Below are 16,788 nucleotides of genomic sequence, written 5' to 3' on the forward strand. Positions count from 1 at the left end.
CGCCCCCCGGCCCCGCCCCGCGGGGGGGCCCCCCCCCCCCCCCCGGGCCGGCCCCCGCCCCCCGGCGGGGGCGCGGGGAACTGCGCGACAGGCCCCCACCGCGCGGCAGTGAATAAAAACCACCCAGGGGGGTCTGGGGGCGCAGCCCCCAGGGGACGGGAATGGGTAGGGGCGGCGGGGGCGAAAAACTGCCCGGCGCAACCCCCGCTCACAGGGCCGAAGGATCCTGTGGCCCTCTCCCCGAGAGGACCTCCCCGTACGCCTGCATCAGATCCGGCAGCCGAAGCGTCGACAGGTCGTCGCGCGACAGGACCCCCGGATAGCCGGACAGCCGCAGATCGCGGTACGCGCAGCTCTTCTCGTACAGCGTCCGAAGAAACCGCCCGTTCCCGAGCTCGTCGATCCACCCCTGATCGACGACGTGCCCGGCGATCGAGCGCAGCTCGTCCACCGCCTCCCCGTCCCAGGCGTCACCGTTCTCGGCGGCCAGCACCTCGCCGATGGAGGTGAGTTCGAGCGGGCGGTAGGAGGGAAAGTCGACGCGGGTGGTGAAGCGGGAGGACAGGCCGGGGTTGGCGGTCAGCAGGCGGTCCATGCCCTCGGGGTAGCCGGCGAGTATGACGACCAGGTGGTCGCGGTTGTCCTCGGCCCGCTTCAGGAGCACCTGGAGGGCCTCGTCGCCGTAGGCGTCGCCCTTGCCGTAACCGGAGTTGGAGAGCGAGTACGCCTCGTCCACGAAGAGGACACCGCCGATGGCCGAGTCGATCAACTCGTTGGCCTTCACGGCGGTCTGGCCGAGGTATTCGCCGACCAGGTCCGCCCGCTGCGCCTCCACCAGATGGTCGCCGCCGAGCAGCCCGAGCGCGTAGAAGACCCGGCCGAGAATGCGGGCCACGGTGGTCTTCCCGGTGCCGGAGGGGCCGGAGAAGACGAAATGCCGTTTGGGCGGCTGGACCGGCAGGCCCTGCCCGGCGCGCAGTCTCGCCATGTTCAACTGCGCGGACAGCGCCTTCACTTGGCGCTTCACGGGCTCCAGGCCCACCATGCGCTCCAGTTCGGCGAGCGCCTCGTCGAGTAAGGCGGGGTCGGTCGGCCCCGGCGGCAGCGGCTGCACCGGCACCATGGCCTTCTCGCGCACCGGGTCCCTCTCCGGTGGCAGCGAGCCCGGCGGTACGAAACCGGGCTCCGAGAGCTTCAGGTCCCGCCCTTCGGGACCGAACAGCGGATCGATACCGTCGGGCCCCTCCATCATGTCCTGCCCGACCCCGGCGAGAGTGATCGCCGCGAGGTCGCTGACCTCGTCGTACCCGTCGCCCTCCGAGATCGCCGCGAGCCGCGCCGAGGTGTCCATGAAGGCGGGGTCGACCCGGTGCACCGCCCGGTACAGCGGCAGGGCGGCGGCGGAACGCCCGGTGCCCTCGTGCGCTCGCGCCAGCCAGTACCGCAGCTCCTTGCGCTGCGGCTGCTCGCTGCGACAGCGCATCAGCGCCGCGGACAGCAACGGCTCGGCCTGTCCGAACATCTCAAGGCGCACCCGGGCCATGCCGCCGAAGAGACCGGCCTCGATGCCCAGCATCGGATCGTGGATCAGCGGATCCGTGTGCCGGACCAACTGCTCCCAGTCCTTGACCAGATAGGCGCGGCAGGCGTGCAGGAAGCGCACCTGCGGATCGGTGTCGACCGGCGGCAGTCCCGCCAACGCCCGGTCCAGCTCGGGGACATGGCGGCCGTCCAGCCAGTGGGAGGCGTGCGCGAGCAGCAGGTCGCGCGGACTCTCAAGGACCGGCTGTACCCACCAGCCCAGCCAGTACCAGGAGTTGAGCGTGCGGCGATGGCGGGTGCGCTGCTCCCCGAAGCGCTCCCGGTGCCGGAACATCCTCAGCAGCGCGGTCGTCGTGTCCACCCGCAGCGCGTGCAGTCCGAGCCAGCCGTCCGCCATGCCCGGGTCCATCCGTACCGCGATACGGAATTCCTCCTCCGCCTGCGGATAGGCGCCCATCGTGTAGGCATCCACCCCCCGCAGCCAGGCGAGGTCGGCCGGGGCCTCCGGGCCCTGCGTGCCGAAGTCCATCACGTCCCCCCACAAACCGTGCCCCCGATGGTCCTCCGCCGGGCCGGTGCCCGTCGGCAGCCTTGGTCGAACCCCTGTGCCGCGGACGGGAGTTGCACTGGTGCGCCGAGCAGCCGTCCGACTATCGCACCGAGAGGCATCGTACCTGCGGGGGAGGGCCGGGCCGAAGGGTGCGGCACACCCCGTTCCACGAGGTGGGAGCAGATGGGGCGCACTCAGCTTGGTGACCGAGGGTGAGCGAATCACGCCTCGCAGCGTCCGGAAAACATGTCCGGGGCAGAACGAAGCCCCCGATCACGGGGGAACAACCGGGGGCTTCGCGTCTGCGGGGCGGCCTCGAACGGCCGCACATTCAGAACGTAAGACCTGTACGGCCCCCCGGTCAAGCCGAGTTGAGGCACTGAAGAAAGTTCTCACGCAAGGGTCTTCACAAGTTCAGCACACTGCGGATGGTCCGTCACCGTGAGTGATTCCCTGGTCCGGTCCAGGGGTTCCGGCGGGCCCCGGAAGCACCTCGTAGCCCTCGGAGCACTGCCGCACCAGAAGATCGGCATAGGGCCTTGAGGGGTCCTCGGCGAAATGCCGGCGCTCGGCGGAGACCCACTCGTCCCAGAACTCGTCCTGCGCGTCCCCGTCCCGCCGCCGCCCTCGCGTCCACGCGTCTTCCTTCGGCAACTCCATCCACAGCAGCCGCGCGAGGTACGGCCGCAGCGCGCGGCGTCCCGCGCCGACGCCCTCCAGGAGGACCACGGGGGCGGGCGGCAGCTCACGGACCGGCCCGAAGGCCCGGGCGGTCCAGTCGTACGGGACGTAGCGCGCCGTCTCGCCGTGCCGCAGCGGTTCGACCACCTGGCTCAGCAGTCGCCCGGTCCAGGCGAAGAGCTCCTCGTGCGTCGCGATGTCGTCGAGGTGCAGAACGGGAGCACCGCCCAGTTCCGCGCCCAGCCGCCCGGCGAACGTGGTCTTTCCGGAGCCGGCGTGCCCGTCGACGCCGACCATGCGGACCGGGCCGCAGGAGGGCGGCAGTCGGCGCAGATGTGAGACGAGGTGGTGAATGGGAGTTCCTGAGAGGGATGAGACGGGTGGATCCGGTGTCTTATCGGATTATTGCCGAGAAAGAACTCCGAGGCGCGCCGCGAGGTCAAAAGCGCTGGCAGAAGGCCGGGGAGCCATTCATAGTTGGCGCACACCCGCGCATTGGACTCGCCCGTTTCGAATCGGACACCCGGGGGTCACCCACCCATGCCCAGCGCTGAACAACCGTCCCGCAGAACCGTCCTGACCGCGGCAGTGGCCGCGGCCGCGGCGGGCGGCGCCAGTCCGGCGGCCGCCGCGGACTCACCCGAGCGCCCGGCGAGAGCCTGGTCGAAAGCGTCGTCGGCGGCCCCGTCGATGGCGCCGTCCGGCCTCGTGGACAACCGCGCCTGGCTCTCGTACACCGACTGGCGCGGCGGCGCGGCGCAGGGCACGCGGGCCGTGACCGGCGTCCGTCCCGGTCTGGTGATCGCGGCCGCGGCCGGCACCAGGACGTACACCGATCCGCACACCAAGAAGACCGCCCTGTGGGAGTACGCGACCTGGACCTCTCCCGTCCATGAGCTCGCGGTCCCCGCCACCGAGGCCGTCGCCTCCTGGAACGCGGACACCCCGGCCGGGACCTGGCTCCAGGTCGAGCTGACGGGCACCTACTCGGACGGCACCGGCACCCCCTGGTACGTACTGGGCCGCTGGGCGGCCGGCGACCAGGACATCAAGCGGACCTCCGTCGACGGCCAGAGCGACGGCAAGAGCAGCGTCTGGACCGACACCTTCTCCATCGACAATGCGGCCTCGGGCCTGCGCCTGGTCTCGTACCGGCTGCGGCTGACGCTGTACCGCACTCCGGGCACCAAGGTCACGCCCACGGTGTGGCGCCTGGGCGCGATGGGCTCCGACATTCCGGACCGGTTCACTGTCCCGGCCTCCACACCCGGTCTCGCCCAGGAGCTGAAGGTCCCGCGCTACTCGCAGGAGACCCACGCGGGCCAGTACCCCCAGTTCGACAACGGCGGTGAGGCCTGGTGCAGCCCCACCTCCTCGCAGATGATCGTCGAGTACTGGGGCCACAAGCCGACGGCGGCCCAACTGGCCTGGGTCGACCCGGACTTCACGAACCCGCAGGTGTGTCACGCGGCCCGCTCCACCTACGACTACCAGTACGCAGGCTGCGGCAACTGGCCCTTCAACGCCGCGTACGCGGCGACGTACCAGAACCTCCAGGGCGTGGTGACCCGGCTCGGCTCGCTCACCGAGCTGGAGACGCTGATCGCCGCCGGCATCCCAGCCATGACGTCCCAGTCGTACCTCAAGTCCGAGCTGGCGGGGTCGCGTTACGGGACCTCGGGCCACCTGATGGCCGTCATCGGGTTCACCGCCGACGGTGACGTGATCGCCAACGACCCGGCGTCGGCCAGCGACAGCGCGGTGCGTCGCGTCTACAAGCGGCGCGAGTTCGAGAACGTCTGGCTTCGCACGAAGCGGTACAACGCCAACGGGAAAGTCGCCTCGGGCAGCGGCGGTGTCTGTTACCTGTACTTCCCGGCCGAGCTGTCGGCGATGCAGCTCGCGGCGCTCGCGGCGGTCGGCGTCCGCTGAGGGGACGGGCGGCCCCTCACCCCCGTGAAGGGGCCGCCCGTCGGTTCAGCTCTGCACCGGATTGACCACCCAGTCGGGGTGGCCCGGCATCGGCGGCGTCTTCGCGCCGTACAGCCACGGGTGCAGGAAACCGTCCAGATCCTCGCCCGCGACCTTCGACGCCAGATCGACGAAGTCCTGCGTACTCGCCGTCTTGCCGCGGTACTTGGTGACCCAGGCGTGCTCGATCTTCCCGAACGTCTCCTGGCCGACCTGCTCACGCAGCGCGTAGAGGACGAGCGTCGAGCCGTCGTACCGCATCCGCTTGAAGAGGTTCGGCTCGGTCGGCTCGGCCGGGGCGCCGTAGTCGTGGCGCCACTGGTCGTGGTTCTCGTACGCGGTCTTCATGGTTCCCTCGAAGCTCACGCCGCCGTGCTCCTCCGAGTACAGCCGCTCGTAGAACCGTGCGTGGCCCTCGCTCAGCCACAGGTCGGACCAGGTCTTGATGCCGATGCTGTCGCCGGTCCACTGGTGGGTGAGTTCGTGCACCAGGTTCCGCTCGGCGCTGACCTGGTCGCCGAGCAGGTCGGCCTTCGGGATCAGGGAGATCGTGTTCGTCTCCAGGGCGACGCCCAGGTCGGTGTCCCCGACGAGGAGGCCGTACCGGTTGAAGGGGTAGGGGCCGAGCCGCTCCTCCAGCCAGGCGATGTGGCCGGCGGTGAGCTTGCGGTACTGCTCGGTCGGCGCCACCAGGTCGTCCGGGACCACATCGCGGATCGGCAGCCCGTGCGGGCCGGTGCTGTCCTCGAAGGTGAACTTGCCGATCGCCAGCTGCGCGAGCTGGGCCGCCACCGGCTGTTCGGAGTCGTACGTCCAGCGCACGCGTCCGTCGGCCTGCTCGGTGCGGCCGGTGAGCTTGCCGTTGGCGACGGCCGACAGGCCCGCGGGGGTGGTGATGTGGAAGGTGATCGGCGCCCGCCGGCTGGGGTGGTCGTTCGACGGGAAGATCATCTTGGCGCCGTTGGGCTGCGGGTAGAGCACCGTGCCGTCCGGCGTCGGGATCCAGCCGTAGTCCTCGATGGCGTCGTCGCGGTGGCGGATCTGGGTCGGGTCGGCGGTGTAGGTGACCTTGACGGTGAAGGCCTTGCCGCGGGCCAGGGCGCTCGCCGGTGTGATCACCAGCTCGTCGCCCTCGCGTACGGCCTTGGCGGTCTTGCCGTCCACGGTCACCGTGTGCAGGGTGTTGCCCGCGAAGTCCAGGTTGAAGCGGGACAGGGCCTGCGTCGCGGTGGCCTTGATCGTCGTCGACGCCTCGAAGGGTGTCCTCGGCGCCTGCCAGTCGAAGTCGAGGGTGTAGCGGCTCACCTCGTAGCCGCCGTTGCCGTCCAGCGGGAAGATCGGGTCGCCGAGCCCTGCCGCGCCCGGCGACGCGGCCCCGGAGCCGGCGGAGGCGGCCTGGGAGACCGGGCCCGTCAGGGCGGCAGCCACGGTGATGGCGGTCGCGAGGGCGAGGCGGGCGCTGCGGCGCGGCGTCCGGAACGTGCTCATCGAGAACCTTTCGGTTGGCTGACCACTTGCGTGTGAGGAGACGCACACAGCGCGTGCACAGTTGTGGGAACCGTGGGATTCGAAGCTGATCGAAGTGTCGGGCCGTCGGGCGTGACCAAGGTCTCTACCACTGAAACTGTTTCCGGTGGCAAAGTGGTCGAGTCGGTGGGGAGCCGACGGGAGGCGGGGGAGTCCACCGCACCACTACGTCTGCGAGATGCCATGACCACGACCTCCGCCACCGCCAGCCGCGCCCGCACGGGCGGCCCCAAGGACGACGGCCCCAGGATTCTGGAGCACCTCGCGGGCTGGACCCTCGTCGTGGTTCTGGCCATGCTCGTCACCCAGCTCGGCCTGCTGTGAGCTGACCCCGGTCGGCGCCTCCAGCGGGCGCCTGTGAGGTCGATGAGAGTCGAACGAGCAGGTGGTGCCGGTCTGCCATACTGCGGATGTCCCGCCGGCAGCCGGAGACCAGGATCGAAATTGAATAGTAGTCAACAGCGCGGCGTCGAGCGCCCACGGGCTCGCGGTACCGATCGCTCCCTGGCGCGCCGCGCCGAACTGATCGCCATCGGACGGAAGTTGTTCGCCGACACGTCCTATGACGCGCTGTCGATGGACGACATCGCGCGGCACGCGCATGTCGCCAAAGGGTTGATCTACTACTACTTCAAGTCCAAGCGCGGCTACTACCTCGCCATCATCGAGGACTCGGTCACCGAGCTGGTCTCCCGGGCGGCGGGCGGCCTCGAACTCCCCCCGGCGCAGCGGGTGCACCGCACCATCGACGGCTATCTGCGCTATGCCGAGCACAACCAGTCCGCGTACCGCACGATCATCAGCGGCGGCGTCGGTTTCGACGCCGAGGTGCACGCCATCCGGGACGGCGTCCGCGAGGTCATCGTCGAGACCATCGCCGAAGGGGCGTACGGGCGGCGCAAGATCGCCCCGCTGCCGAGGATGGCGCTGCTCGGCTGGCTCTGCAGCGTCGAGGGGGCGACCCTCGACTGGATCGGCCACCAGGACCAGGTGCTGGCCCGCGACACCATGCGCGAGCTGCTGGTGAAGATGCTGGGCGGCGCCATGCGGGCGGTCGAGGAGCTGGACCCCTCGTACGTGGCTCCGGCGCCGGCCCGTCGGGACACATGAAGAAGGGGCGGAGGCCGCCGGACCTCCGCCCCTAGTGACGTACCAGTAGGGCTAGTTGATCGCCTTGATCAGCTCGCCGTTCGTGGTGTCACCGCTCAGCTCCCAGAAGAAGGTGCCTCCCAGGCCCTGCGCGTTCTTGTACGTCATCTTGGTCGCGATGGTCGCCGGGGTGTCGTAACTCCACCAGTTGGTACCGCACTTGGCGTACGCCGTGCCCGCGACCGTGCCGGTGGCCGGGCACTTCGTCTTGAGCACCTTGTAGTCCTCGATGCCCGCCTCGTACGTACCCGCCGCCGCTCCGGTCGCCGTGCCGCCCGGTGTCGACTGGGTGACGCCGGTCCAGCCGCGCCCGTAGAAGCCGATGCCGAGCAGCAGCTTCGAGGCCGGGATGCCGAGGCCCTTGAGCTTCGCGATCGTGGCGTCGGTGTAGTAGTTGGCCGTCGGGATGCCGGTGTACGAGGTCAGCGGCGAGTGCGGGGCCGTCGGTCCTGTGGTGGCCCAGGCGCCGAAGAAGTCGTACGTCATCGGGTTGTACCAGTCGACGTACTGTGCGGCGCCCGCGTAGTTGGCCGCGTCGATCTTGCCGCCGGTGGTGGCGTCGGCCGTGATCGCCGAGGTGACGAGGTTGCTCGTGCCGAACTTCGCACGCAGTGCCGCCAGCAGGTTCTTGTACGCCTCCCTGCCGCTGGTGTCACAGGTGTTGCCGCAGGAGTTGGGGTACTCCCAGTCGATGTCGATGCCGTCGAAGACATCGGCCCACTTGGAGTTCTCGACCAGGTCGTAGCAGGACTGGGCGAACGCGGTCGGGTTCGCGGCGGCCGCACCGAACCCGCCCGACCAGGTCCAACCACCGAAGGACCAGAGGACCTTGAGGTTCGGGTGCAGCTTCTTCAGCTCACGGAGCTGGTTGAAGTTGCCGCGCAGCGTCTGGTCCCAGGTGTCGGCGACGCCGTCCACGGACTCCGCGGCGGTGTACGTCCGGTCGGTCGCGGCGTAGGCGTCGCCCATCGCGCACTTGCCGTCGACGACGTTGCCGAAGGAGTAGTTGATGTGGGTGAGCTTGGCCGCCGAGCCGGAGGTCTCGATGTTCTTGACGTAGTACTTCCGGTCGTAGGTGCCCCATTCGGTGAAGTACCCGACGACCTTGGAACCGGCCGCGGCGGCCTGGACGGCGCCGGTCTGGGTGTCGGCCACGGCGGGCGCGGACTCGGTGGTGGCGGTCGCGGTACCCGCGCCTGCCAGGAGCCCGGCGCCGAGAACGGCGCAACAGGCGGCGGACAGGAGCGCGCGGAAGGGCGCGCGGGGGAGGTGCGGTCTGCGCATCGATGTCTCCTCGTGGGGGAGGGGAGCCGGGGGGCGTGGTGCTGGGACCTGCTGAGCACTGCCAGACGCACATGTCCGTTTGGCATGAACGCGGTGACGTGGAAGGAACCCTAGGAGGACTAGACCAGTGCGGTCAATGGTTCGGACCAATTTCCCTTTCTTTTAGTAAGCGGTCGTTAACTGGTGACTCGATGCCTCCGATCGGGCATGCTTACAGCGCCACCGCCGCTGATCAGCCGCTTCCGCAACCCGGGACGGCAGCATCGGCAGAGGCCAGTGAGACCCGGCGGGAGTCACCCCACCCAGGTGCGCGCCCGCCAGTGCCCAACAGGGAGGAGAGCGTCGCCATGCCCGACCGCGCCCCGCAGCCGGTGGACCGTCAACTGCCCACGGACGAGGCCCGGGATCTGATCTCGCTCGTCCGGGACATCGCGCAGCGCGAGATCGTCCCGCAGGCGGCCGAGCAGGAGGAGGCGGGGCACTTCCCGCGCGATGTCTTCCGCCTGCTGTCCGAGTCGGGACTGCTCGGACTGCCGTACGACTCCGAGTTCGGCGGCGGAGACCAGCCGTACGAGGTCTATCTCCAGGCCCTCGAAGAGCTGGCCGGGGCCCGCCTCACCATCGGCCTCGGCGTCAGCGTGCACTCCCTCGCCTGCCACGCCCTCGCGAACTACGGCACCAAGGAACAGCAGGCCGAGCACCTGCCCGCGATGCTCTCCGGCGGCCTCCTCGGCGCGTACTGCCTCTCCGAACCGTCCTCGGGCTCGGACGCCGCGTCACTCCGTACCAAAGCTGTTCGCGATGGTGACGACTGGGTGATCACGGGCACCAAGGCCTGGATCACCCACGGCGGAGTCGCCGACTTCTACACGGTGCTCGCGCGCAGCGGGGGCGAGGGCGCCCGCGGCATCACGGCCTTTCTGGTGCCCGGCGACGCCGAGGGACTGAGCGCCGCGGCGCCCGAGAAGAAGATGGGCATGAAGGGCTCGCCCACCGCGCAGGTCCACTTCGACGGCGTACGGGTGTCCGAGGGCTGGCGGATCGGCGATGAGGGCCAGGGCTTCGCGATCGCCCTGTCCGCGCTCGACTCCGGGCGGCTCGGCATCGCGGCCTGTGCGATCGGCGTGGCCCAGGCGGCCCTTGACGAGGCTCTGGGCTATGCCACCGGGCGGCAGCAGTTCGGGCGGCCGATCTCGGACTTCCAGGGGCTGCGCTTCATGCTCGCGGACATGGCGACGCAGATCGAGGCGGGCAGGGCGCTCTATGTCACCGCCGCACGCCTGCGCGACGCGGGCCGGCCGTTCTCCAAGCAGGCGGCCATGGCCAAACTGCTGTGCACGGACACCGCGATGAAGGTCACCACGGACGCCGTCCAGGTCCTGGGCGGGTACGGCTACACCGCCGACTTCCCCGTCGAGCGCTATATGCGCGAGGCCAAGGTCCTCCAGATCGTCGAGGGCACCAATCAGATCCAGCGGATGGTCATCGCCCGTCACCTCGCGGGTCCCGAGTCACGCTGAACTGCCCGTGGCCGTACATCACCGATGGCGACACCAGCCGTACCCACTCCGGGTCGTGCCGCCCCGGCAGCGTGCGGCCGCGATCGGCCCAGGTGCGGATGAGGGCGCGGTAGATGGGGGGATCCGGGAGTGGCGGCGCCTGCTGAACCGGCCGCTGAACCGATTCTGCGGTCGCCGGTACGACGGTCCTGCGCCGACGCCCGGTCGCTGAATATGTGGGGGTCATACCGGGGCAACGCGTAGGCGGGCGGGCAGGTCACCGGCCCCTGGAATCGCCCGTGCGTTCGCGACGGGCCCATGTGGGGGGCTCGGGCCGGCTTCCGGCATCTGGCCCACGCCTCACATCTGACGTACCGTCAAATGCGCAGCCGGGGGCCGTACCCCTCCGGGCGACGTCAACTGCCGCGCGCCCAGGGGGGCTTGCGATGCCCGACGACCGCCCCGTTGCCCACGACGAGTACCCCGTTCACCAGGTGCCCATGGCCATGAAGCAGGTCGCGACCGGCGACCGGAACGCCTACGCCCGCTGCATCTTCCACGTCTTCGACACCAGGGCCGGGCGCTCCTGATCATGAGGCTCGGGGTGTATCCGAACGTCGGGGTGATCGACGCGTACGTCACCCTGCGGGACGGGGACCGCCTGCCCCGGACACACTGATCCTGCACCACGGCAGCCTGCGGGCCATGGTGCAGGGCAGCTAACGGAGTTGACCGGGCGTCAGTCGCGGTGCGGGCGCGAGACGGTCAGGCGGCCAGGCGCCGCATGTCGGGGACCCGCATCGGGCGCGAGCTGGGGCCGCCGACGTGCGAGAACGGCTGGGTCCGCCAGTCGAGGCCCTGAGGGAGCGTCAACAGCAGGGCGGTGTCCTGCTCCTGAAGCTCCGTCGTCTCGTCCGCGGGCTCTGCGTCGTCCGCGGCCCGGCCCGTGCCGGTGCAGACCGTGAGCCCGAACGGATTCCACGGCGAGGCGCACAGCGCGTGCTCGGGCAGCGTTTCCTCGTCCGCCAGGAGCGCGATGGGCTGCGCGCAGTCCGGGCAGATCACCCGGTACATCTCGAAGGTGTCGTACGCGTCGAACTCCTCACCGTCCAGGGCGTCCGATTCGACGCCCTCCGGCTCGGGGTCGACGACCGGCTGCTGCCGCTTTGGTGCGGTACGACCAGGGCGCTTAAGACTCTGCATGGGCTTCTCCCCCTTGGGTGGGCCGACAAGGCGCTGCGACCTCGACCACAGCAAGCACTTCCCGCCCCGTCTCTGCGGTAATCACGAGAACATCACGGACCCGGTTCCGACTATGTGGCGTTCGTCACATGCCGCCCGCAGGTGCCCGGCCCGGTGGGTTTGTCCCCCGGCCGACTCACCAGTCGCACTCTGCCACATCACAAACCGGGTATGACCTGCGCCGCTCAGGTATCCGAGGGGATCAAGGGCCCTGTAGGTTCTGCGCCATGGAGGAGCTGGACCGACAGATCGTGCAGCTGCTCGTCGCGGACGGGCGGATGAGTTACACCGACTTGGGCAAGGCCACGGGCCTGTCCACGTCTGCCGTGCACCAGCGGGTGCGCCGACTGGAGCAACGCGGGGTCATCCGCGGCTATGCGGCGGTCGTGGACCCGGAGTCCGTCGGACTGCCCCTGACCGCCTTCATCTCGGTGAAGCCGTTCGACCCCAGCGCCCCCGACGACATCGCCGAACGCCTCGCCGACGTGCCCGAGATCGAGGCCTGCCACAGCGTCGCGGGCGACGAGAACTACATCCTCAAGGTGCGCGTCTCAACCCCGCACGAGCTGGAAGAACTCCTCGCACGGCTGCGCGGCCAGGCGGGGGTGTCGACACGGACGACAGTGGTGCTGTCGACGCCGTACGAGGCGCGGCCACCCCGGATCTGACGGACCCCGGCACGGGACGCGTGCCGGCAGGGGCGAGACTGTTCCCCATGAGTGAGAGCACCGCCTCGTCGGACACCGTGCTGCTGCGCGGTGGAGAAGTCCACAGCCCCGCCGATCCCTTCGCCACCGCGATGGTCGTCGAACGCGGGCAGGTCGCCTGGGTCGGCTCGGAAGGCGCGGCAGACGCCTTCGCCGACGGGGTCGACGAGGTCGTGGACCTCGAAGGCGCCCTGGTCACCCCGGCGTTCACCGACGCACACGTGCACACCACCGCCACCGGCCTCGCACTCACCGGCCTTGACCTGTCCGACGCCCCCTCGCTGGACGCGGCACTCGCCCTCGTACGGGACTTCGCCGCCGCCCGCCCGGCCGACCGGGTCCTGCTCGGACACGGCTGGGACGCGGCCCGTTGGCCCGGTGGACGCCCCCCGGCGCGTACCGAACTCGACGAGGCGACCGGCGGACGCCCGCTCTACCTCTCCCGCATCGACGTGCACTCCGCCATGGTCACCACCGCGCTCCTGGACCTCGTGCCGGGGGTCACCGAACGTGCCGGGTACATGGACGGTCCGCTGACCCGGGACGCCCACCACGCCGTCCGCGGGGCCGCCCTCGGCGCCATCACCGCGGAGCAGCGCACCCGGGCCCAGCGCGCCGCGCTCGCCCGTGCCGCCTCGCTCGGCATCGGCTCCGTCCACGAGTGCGCGGGCCCGGACATCTCCTCCGAGGACGACTTCACCGGGCTGCTGCGGCTCGCCGCAGAGGAGGCAGGACCCCGCGTCGTGGGCTACTGGGCCGAACAGGACGTCGACAAGGTGCGGGCCCTGGGCGCGGTCGGCGCCGCCGGCGACCTCTTCGTGGACGGCTCCCTCGGCTCGTACACCGCCTGTCTGCACCAGCCGTACGGTGACGCCGAGCACAGCGGCACCGCCTACCTCGACGCGACGGCCGTCGCCGCCCATGTCGTCGCCTGCACCGAGGCGGGCCTCCAGGCGGGCTTCCACGCCATCGGGGACGCCGCGGTGGCTTCCGTGGTCGAAGGTGTCCGTTCCGCCGCCGAGAAGGTCGGCCTCGCCCGCGTACGCGCCGCCCGGCACCGCGTCGAGCACGCCGAGATGCTCACCCCCGAGACCATCGCGGGCTTCGCCGAACTGGGCCTCACCGCCTCCGTGCAGCCCGCCTTCGACGCGCTGTGGGGCGGCGAGGACGGCATGTACGCCCAGCGTCTGGGCGCCGAGCGGGCCCGCACGCTCAACCCGTTCGCGGCCCTGCTGCGCACCGGCGTGCCGCTCGCCTTCGGCTCCGACAGCCCCGTGACGCCGCTCGACCCGTGGGGCACCGTCCGCGCCGCGGCCTTCCACCGCACGCCCGAGCACCGGGTGTCCGCCCGCGCCGCGTTCACGGCGCATACGCGCGGTGGATGGCGGGCCGTCGGACGGGACGACGCGGGTGTCCTGGTGCCGGGCGCGCCCGCGGACTACGCCGTGTGGCGCACCGAGGAGCTCGTCGTGCAGGCCCCGGACGACCGGGTCGCGCGCTGGTCCACCGATCCGCGCTCCGGCACCCCTGGGTTGCCGGATCTGACCCCCGGGAACGACCTGCCCGTCTGCCTGCGCACCGTGGTGGGCGGTCGGACGGTATTCGTACGGCCTAACGAGTGATGTCCCGGGGTGGCGCGCCTCGGATCACCGCCCGCCGCCCCGTCGCGCGACCTGCGCATCCTCTGCACTGACCAGGCGTTTGAGGAAGAAATCGCAGGTCAAACGGCTGTTGACAGTTGGCCGCCGGTGGCGGGTAGGTTCGGCCGGGTCCACCACCGGACGTCCGACCGGGGAACCTCCGCGCGGCCTCGAAGCGCCGCTGGGTCAGGGGCGGTGTGCCGCACCGGCGCACCACCACTGGGAGCCAGGCCCAGCACCCACGCAGCGAGAGGCGAGGGAACGTTCCGACAAGTCGGCAGGTGCGACCCGGGTGGGGCCCGGACGTTCAGTAGACAACGGCTTTCGGTCGACCCGCAGCCAGCGGGTCCCTGGTCGGCCCGAAGGGCGCCGGGCCCCGATCCGCAGCACGCGTGCTGCGCCGGGCGGGTTTACGTCTTACCCGCCTCTTGGAGAATCGACACCCCCGTACTACCGCCACGGCGTGGCAGCGCAGGTTGCGGCCACTATGGTGGACCTCTGCGTACGTACTCGAAGGGGCAGCAGTGAACGACGGCGACGGGACCCTGGCCGCGGAAGCCCAGGGGAGACAGTTCGGCCCGCTCGGTACGGCCTTGGTGATCATTCCGACCTACAACGAGGCCGAGAACATCAAGAAGATCGTCGGCCGGGTGCGCACCGCTGTGCCCGAGGCGCACGTTCTGGTGGCGGACGACAACAGCCCCGACGGCACGGGGAAACTCGCCGACGAGCTGGCCGCCGAGGACGAGCAGGTCCAGGTGCTGCACCGCAAGGGCAAGGAAGGCCTCGGCGCCGCCTACCTCGCGGGCTTCCGCTGGGGCATGGAGCACGGCTACGGCGTACTCGTCGAGATGGACGCCGACGGCTCCCACCAGCCCGAGGAACTCCCCCGTCTGCTGACCGCCCTCAAGGGCGCCGACCTCGTACTCGGCTCGCGCTGGGTGCCGGGCGGGCGCGTCGTGAACTGGCCCAAGTCCCGCGAGTTCATCTCGCGCGGCGGCAGCCTGTACTCCCGCGTCCTGCTGGACGTCCCGATCCGCGACGTCACAGGCGGCTACCGCGCCTTCCGCCGCGAGACCCTGGAGGGCCTCGGCCTCACCGAGGTCGCCTCCCAGGGGTACTGCTTCCAGGTCGACCTGGCCCGGCGCGCCGTCAAGGCCGGTTATCACGTCGTCGAGGTTCCGATCACCTTCGTGGAGCGAGAGCTCGGCGACTCCAAGATGAGCCGCGACATCCTGGTGGAGGCCCTGTGGCGGGTCACCACGTGGGGCGTGGGGGAGCGGGTCGGGCGGATCACGGGGCGCAAGTCCCTCTGAGGCGATCCGGTCGGCGTACGGCTCCTTGCGCTGCCGCGGCTTTCCCGTTGACCGGCATACGGCTTCCTGCGCTCCCCAGCTTGCCCGTCGACCGGCGTGAGGCTTTCTGCGCCCCGGGGCCTTCCCGTCGACCGGCGTACGGCTTTTCCCGCTGCCCCGGCGTGCACATCGACCGGCGTACGGCTCTCTGCGCTTCCCTTGGTCTCACGTCGACCGGTGCACGGCTTCCTGCGCTGGCTCTCACAGGTTCCGCCCCCGGTCCACAGGTGCTGTTGATCATCCGCTTATCCCGTACTGAGCCGCCTCCAGGCACACTGGGAACATGACGACTGGCGCTCCGACTCCCACGTACCCCGCCCGCCCGCGGCGCTCGCGGCTGCGCACCTTCCTGCCCCTCGGCGTCGCCGTGTGGCTGGTGCTGGAGATCTGGCTGCTCACCGTGGTCGCGGGGGCGGCGAGCGGCTTCACGGTGCTCCTGCTGCTGGTCGGGGCCTTCGTCCTCGGCTCCGTGGTCATCAAGCGGGCCGGACGCCGTGCCTTCCGCAACCTCAGCGAGACGCTGCAACAGCAGCAGAGCGGGGTGGCGCCCGCGGTGGGGACCGGTAAGGGTGACGGCAACGGGCTGATGATGCTCGGCGGCCTCCTCCTGATGATCCCCGGCCTGATCTCCGACGCCGTCGGCCTCCTCCTGCTGATCCCGCCGGTGCAGAAGGCCCTCAGCCGCTACGCCGAGCGGACCATCGAGCGCAAGATCGCGGCGGCTCCCCCCGGCACGCTGGGCGACGCCTTCCAGCAGGCGCGGATGCGCCGTCCCGACGGCAAGGTCGTCCAGGGCGAGGTCATCAGGGACGACGCGGGCCGCCGGCAGGATGGCCGGCAGCAGGATCCGGGTCCGCGCCCGCCGCTCAACGGCTGAGTCGTGGGGGGGGGGGGCGGGGCCCCCGCGGGCCCCCCCCCCCCCCCCCCCCCCCCCCCCCCCCACCCACCCCCCCCCCCCCCCCCCCCCCCCCCCCACCCCCCCCCCCCCCACCCCCCCCCCCCCCGCCCCCCCCCCCCCCCCCCCCCCCCCCCCCCCCCCCCCCCCCGCACGCNNNGGCGCGGCGGCGCCGGGGCGGCCCCCTCGGCGCGGGGGCGCCCCCCCCCCCGGCCACGCGTGGGGGTGCGGCGCGGGGCCCCCCCCCCGGGGCCCCCACGCCCCGCACCCCGGCCGTCCCCGAAACGCACAAAGCCGCAGACCCCGTACCCGTCAGGTACGGCGCCCGCGGCTGCGTGCGTTCGTGTATGCCACCCAACCCCGGCGGGGGTTACGCGGACTTGCGGCTGTCCCGCGGATGTACCGCGATGTTCATCGCGCCGGAGCGCAGAACCGCCAGACGCTCCTCAAGGACCTCTTCGAGTTCCTCTCGGGTGCGTCGCTCCATCAGCATGTCCCAATGTGTACGCGCGGGCTTGGCCTTCTTTTCCTCAGGGCCGTCGCCGTCCACCAGGAGTGCCTGCGCCCCGCAGACCTTGCACTCCCACTCGGACGGGATCTCCGCCTCGACCGAGAAGGGCATCTCAAAGCGATGTCCCTTCTCGCATGCGTACTCCACGGCCTGGCGCGGGGCCAGGTCGATGCCGCGGTCCGTCTCGTAGCTTGTCACCACGAGGCGCGTACCGCGAAGAGCTCGCTCACTCATG

Annotated in this window: 15 protein-coding genes and 1 pseudogene; 9 read left to right on the forward strand and 7 right to left on the reverse strand. The window is 70.9% G+C overall.

The window, feature by feature from the left end:
• Positions 1 to 208: 208 nt before the first annotated feature.
• Entirely contained in the window at positions 209 to 2,071 is a 1,863-nt protein-coding gene (locus ACFVKT_RS38850; protein WP_385741259.1) for an AAA family ATPase, read from the reverse strand.
• 435 nt (positions 2,072 to 2,506) lie between these two features.
• Complete coding sequence (locus tag ACFVKT_RS38855; RefSeq protein WP_385741262.1) at positions 2,507 to 3,070, reverse strand: uridine kinase; 564 nt, start codon at positions 3,068 to 3,070, stop codon at positions 2,507 to 2,509.
• A gap of 243 nt (positions 3,071 to 3,313) precedes the next feature.
• Between ACFVKT_RS38855 and ACFVKT_RS38860 the strand changes: the two genes are divergently transcribed.
• On the forward strand, positions 3,314 to 4,705 hold the full coding sequence (locus tag ACFVKT_RS38860) for a peptidase C39 family protein (protein WP_385741263.1): 1,392 nt from the start codon (positions 3,314 to 3,316) through the stop codon (positions 4,703 to 4,705).
• A 45-nt stretch (positions 4,706 to 4,750) separates the two neighbouring features.
• On the opposite strand, the gene ACFVKT_RS38865 is transcribed toward ACFVKT_RS38860, so the two are convergent.
• Entirely contained in the window at positions 4,751 to 6,232 is a 1,482-nt protein-coding gene (locus tag ACFVKT_RS38865) for a M1 family metallopeptidase (RefSeq protein ID WP_385741265.1), read from the reverse strand.
• A 222-nt stretch (positions 6,233 to 6,454) separates the two neighbouring features.
• Here ACFVKT_RS38865 and ACFVKT_RS38870 point away from each other — a divergent pair, with 222 nt between their 5' ends.
• Positions 6,455 to 6,595 (forward strand): SCO1431 family membrane protein, encoded by a 141-nt coding sequence (locus ACFVKT_RS38870; RefSeq protein ID WP_385741267.1) that lies wholly within the window; start codon positions 6,455 to 6,457, stop codon positions 6,593 to 6,595.
• A 120-nt stretch (positions 6,596 to 6,715) separates the two neighbouring features.
• Positions 6,716 to 7,381 carry a TetR/AcrR family transcriptional regulator gene (locus ACFVKT_RS38875; RefSeq protein WP_385741270.1) on the forward strand — a complete coding sequence of 222 codons (666 nt, stop codon included), beginning with the start codon at positions 6,716 to 6,718 and terminating at the stop codon, positions 7,379 to 7,381.
• Positions 7,382 to 7,432: 51 nt separating this feature from the next.
• Here the strand turns inward: ACFVKT_RS38875 and ACFVKT_RS38880 are convergent, their stop codons facing one another.
• Positions 7,433 to 8,704 carry a glycoside hydrolase family 18 protein gene (locus ACFVKT_RS38880; protein ID WP_385741272.1) on the reverse strand — a complete coding sequence of 424 codons (1,272 nt, stop codon included), beginning with the start codon at positions 8,702 to 8,704 and terminating at the stop codon, positions 7,433 to 7,435.
• 347 nt (positions 8,705 to 9,051) lie between these two features.
• Here ACFVKT_RS38880 and ACFVKT_RS38885 point away from each other — a divergent pair, with 347 nt between their 5' ends.
• A complete protein-coding gene (locus tag ACFVKT_RS38885) occupies positions 9,052 to 10,224 on the forward strand; it encodes an acyl-CoA dehydrogenase family protein (RefSeq protein ID WP_385741275.1) in 1,173 nt (390 codons plus the stop codon).
• Here the strand turns inward: ACFVKT_RS38885 and ACFVKT_RS38890 are convergent.
• Positions 10,187 to 10,450, reverse strand: a complete 264-nt coding sequence (locus tag ACFVKT_RS38890) for a hypothetical protein (protein ID WP_385741278.1) — start codon at positions 10,448 to 10,450, stop codon at positions 10,187 to 10,189. The genes ACFVKT_RS38885 and ACFVKT_RS38890 overlap by 38 nt on opposite strands.
• A 199-nt stretch (positions 10,451 to 10,649) precedes the next feature.
• On the opposite strand from ACFVKT_RS38890, the pseudogene ACFVKT_RS38895 reads away from it, so the two are divergent.
• Positions 10,650 to 10,867, forward strand: a pseudogene (locus ACFVKT_RS38895) (hypothetical protein); the annotation flags it as partial.
• 101 nt (positions 10,868 to 10,968) lie between these two features.
• On the opposite strand, the gene ACFVKT_RS38900 reads toward ACFVKT_RS38895, so the two are convergent.
• Positions 10,969 to 11,406 carry a hypothetical protein gene (locus tag ACFVKT_RS38900; protein WP_385741281.1) on the reverse strand — a complete coding sequence of 146 codons (438 nt, stop codon included), beginning with the start codon at positions 11,404 to 11,406 and terminating at the stop codon, positions 10,969 to 10,971.
• 266 nt (positions 11,407 to 11,672) lie between these two features.
• Between ACFVKT_RS38900 and ACFVKT_RS38905 the strand changes: the two genes are divergently transcribed.
• The 4 genes from ACFVKT_RS38905 (at position 11,673) to fxsA (ending at position 16,024) form a co-directional block, all read left to right on the forward strand.
• Entirely contained in the window at positions 11,673 to 12,113 is a 441-nt protein-coding gene (locus ACFVKT_RS38905) for an Lrp/AsnC family transcriptional regulator (RefSeq protein WP_385741284.1), read from the forward strand.
• Positions 12,114 to 12,160: 47 nt separating this feature from the next.
• Positions 12,161 to 13,774, forward strand: coding sequence for an amidohydrolase (locus tag ACFVKT_RS38910; protein ID WP_385741287.1), 1,614 nt, complete (start codon positions 12,161 to 12,163; stop codon positions 13,772 to 13,774).
• 542 nt (positions 13,775 to 14,316) lie between these two features.
• Complete coding sequence (locus ACFVKT_RS38915; RefSeq protein WP_385741290.1) at positions 14,317 to 15,108, forward strand: polyprenol monophosphomannose synthase; 792 nt, start codon at positions 14,317 to 14,319, stop codon at positions 15,106 to 15,108.
• Positions 15,109 to 15,430: 322 nt separating this feature from the next.
• Positions 15,431 to 16,024 carry an FxsA family membrane protein gene (gene fxsA / locus ACFVKT_RS38920; RefSeq protein ID WP_385741293.1) on the forward strand — a complete coding sequence of 198 codons (594 nt, stop codon included), beginning with the start codon at positions 15,431 to 15,433 and terminating at the stop codon, positions 16,022 to 16,024.
• A 388-nt stretch (positions 16,025 to 16,412) separates the two neighbouring features.
• Here the strand turns inward: fxsA and ACFVKT_RS38925 are convergent, their stop codons facing one another.
• Positions 16,413 to 16,787 carry an RNA polymerase-binding protein RbpA gene (locus tag ACFVKT_RS38925; RefSeq protein WP_164314920.1) on the reverse strand — a complete coding sequence of 125 codons (375 nt, stop codon included), beginning with the start codon at positions 16,785 to 16,787 and terminating at the stop codon, positions 16,413 to 16,415.
• Position 16,788: the final 1 nt, after the last annotated feature.

This window comes from Streptomyces sp. NPDC127595, assembly GCF_042671685.1.
Taxonomy (GTDB): Bacteria; Actinomycetota; Actinomycetes; order Streptomycetales; family Streptomycetaceae; genus Streptomyces.

Bases quoted from the DNA above. Each gene is read 5' to 3' on its own strand.
- ACFVKT_RS38850 (WP_385741259.1), bottom strand. From the start codon at position 2,071: ATGGACTTCGGCACGCAGGGCCCGGAGGCCCCGGCCGACCTCGCCTGG.
- ACFVKT_RS38855 (WP_385741262.1), bottom strand. From the start codon at position 3,070: ATGGTCGGCGTCGACGGGCACGCCGGCTCCGGAAAGACCACGTTCGCC.
- ACFVKT_RS38860 (WP_385741263.1), top strand. From the start codon at position 3,314: ATGCCCAGCGCTGAACAACCGTCCCGCAGAACCGTCCTGACCGCGGCA.
- ACFVKT_RS38865 (WP_385741265.1), bottom strand. From the start codon at position 6,232: ATGAGCACGTTCCGGACGCCGCGCCGCAGCGCCCGCCTCGCCCTCGCG.
- ACFVKT_RS38870 (WP_385741267.1), top strand. From the start codon at position 6,455: ATGACCACGACCTCCGCCACCGCCAGCCGCGCCCGCACGGGCGGCCCC.
- ACFVKT_RS38880 (WP_385741272.1), bottom strand. From the start codon at position 8,704: ATGCGCAGACCGCACCTCCCCCGCGCGCCCTTCCGCGCGCTCCTGTCC.
- ACFVKT_RS38885 (WP_385741275.1), top strand. From the start codon at position 9,052: ATGCCCGACCGCGCCCCGCAGCCGGTGGACCGTCAACTGCCCACGGAC.
- ACFVKT_RS38890 (WP_385741278.1), bottom strand. From the start codon at position 10,450: ATGACCCCCACATATTCAGCGACCGGGCGTCGGCGCAGGACCGTCGTA.
- ACFVKT_RS38900 (WP_385741281.1), bottom strand. From the start codon at position 11,406: ATGCAGAGTCTTAAGCGCCCTGGTCGTACCGCACCAAAGCGGCAGCAG.
- ACFVKT_RS38905 (WP_385741284.1), top strand. From the start codon at position 11,673: ATGGAGGAGCTGGACCGACAGATCGTGCAGCTGCTCGTCGCGGACGGG.
- ACFVKT_RS38910 (WP_385741287.1), top strand. From the start codon at position 12,161: ATGAGTGAGAGCACCGCCTCGTCGGACACCGTGCTGCTGCGCGGTGGA.
- fxsA (WP_385741293.1), top strand. From the start codon at position 15,431: ATGACGACTGGCGCTCCGACTCCCACGTACCCCGCCCGCCCGCGGCGC.
- ACFVKT_RS38925 (WP_164314920.1), bottom strand. From the start codon at position 16,787: ATGAGTGAGCGAGCTCTTCGCGGTACGCGCCTCGTGGTGACAAGCTAC.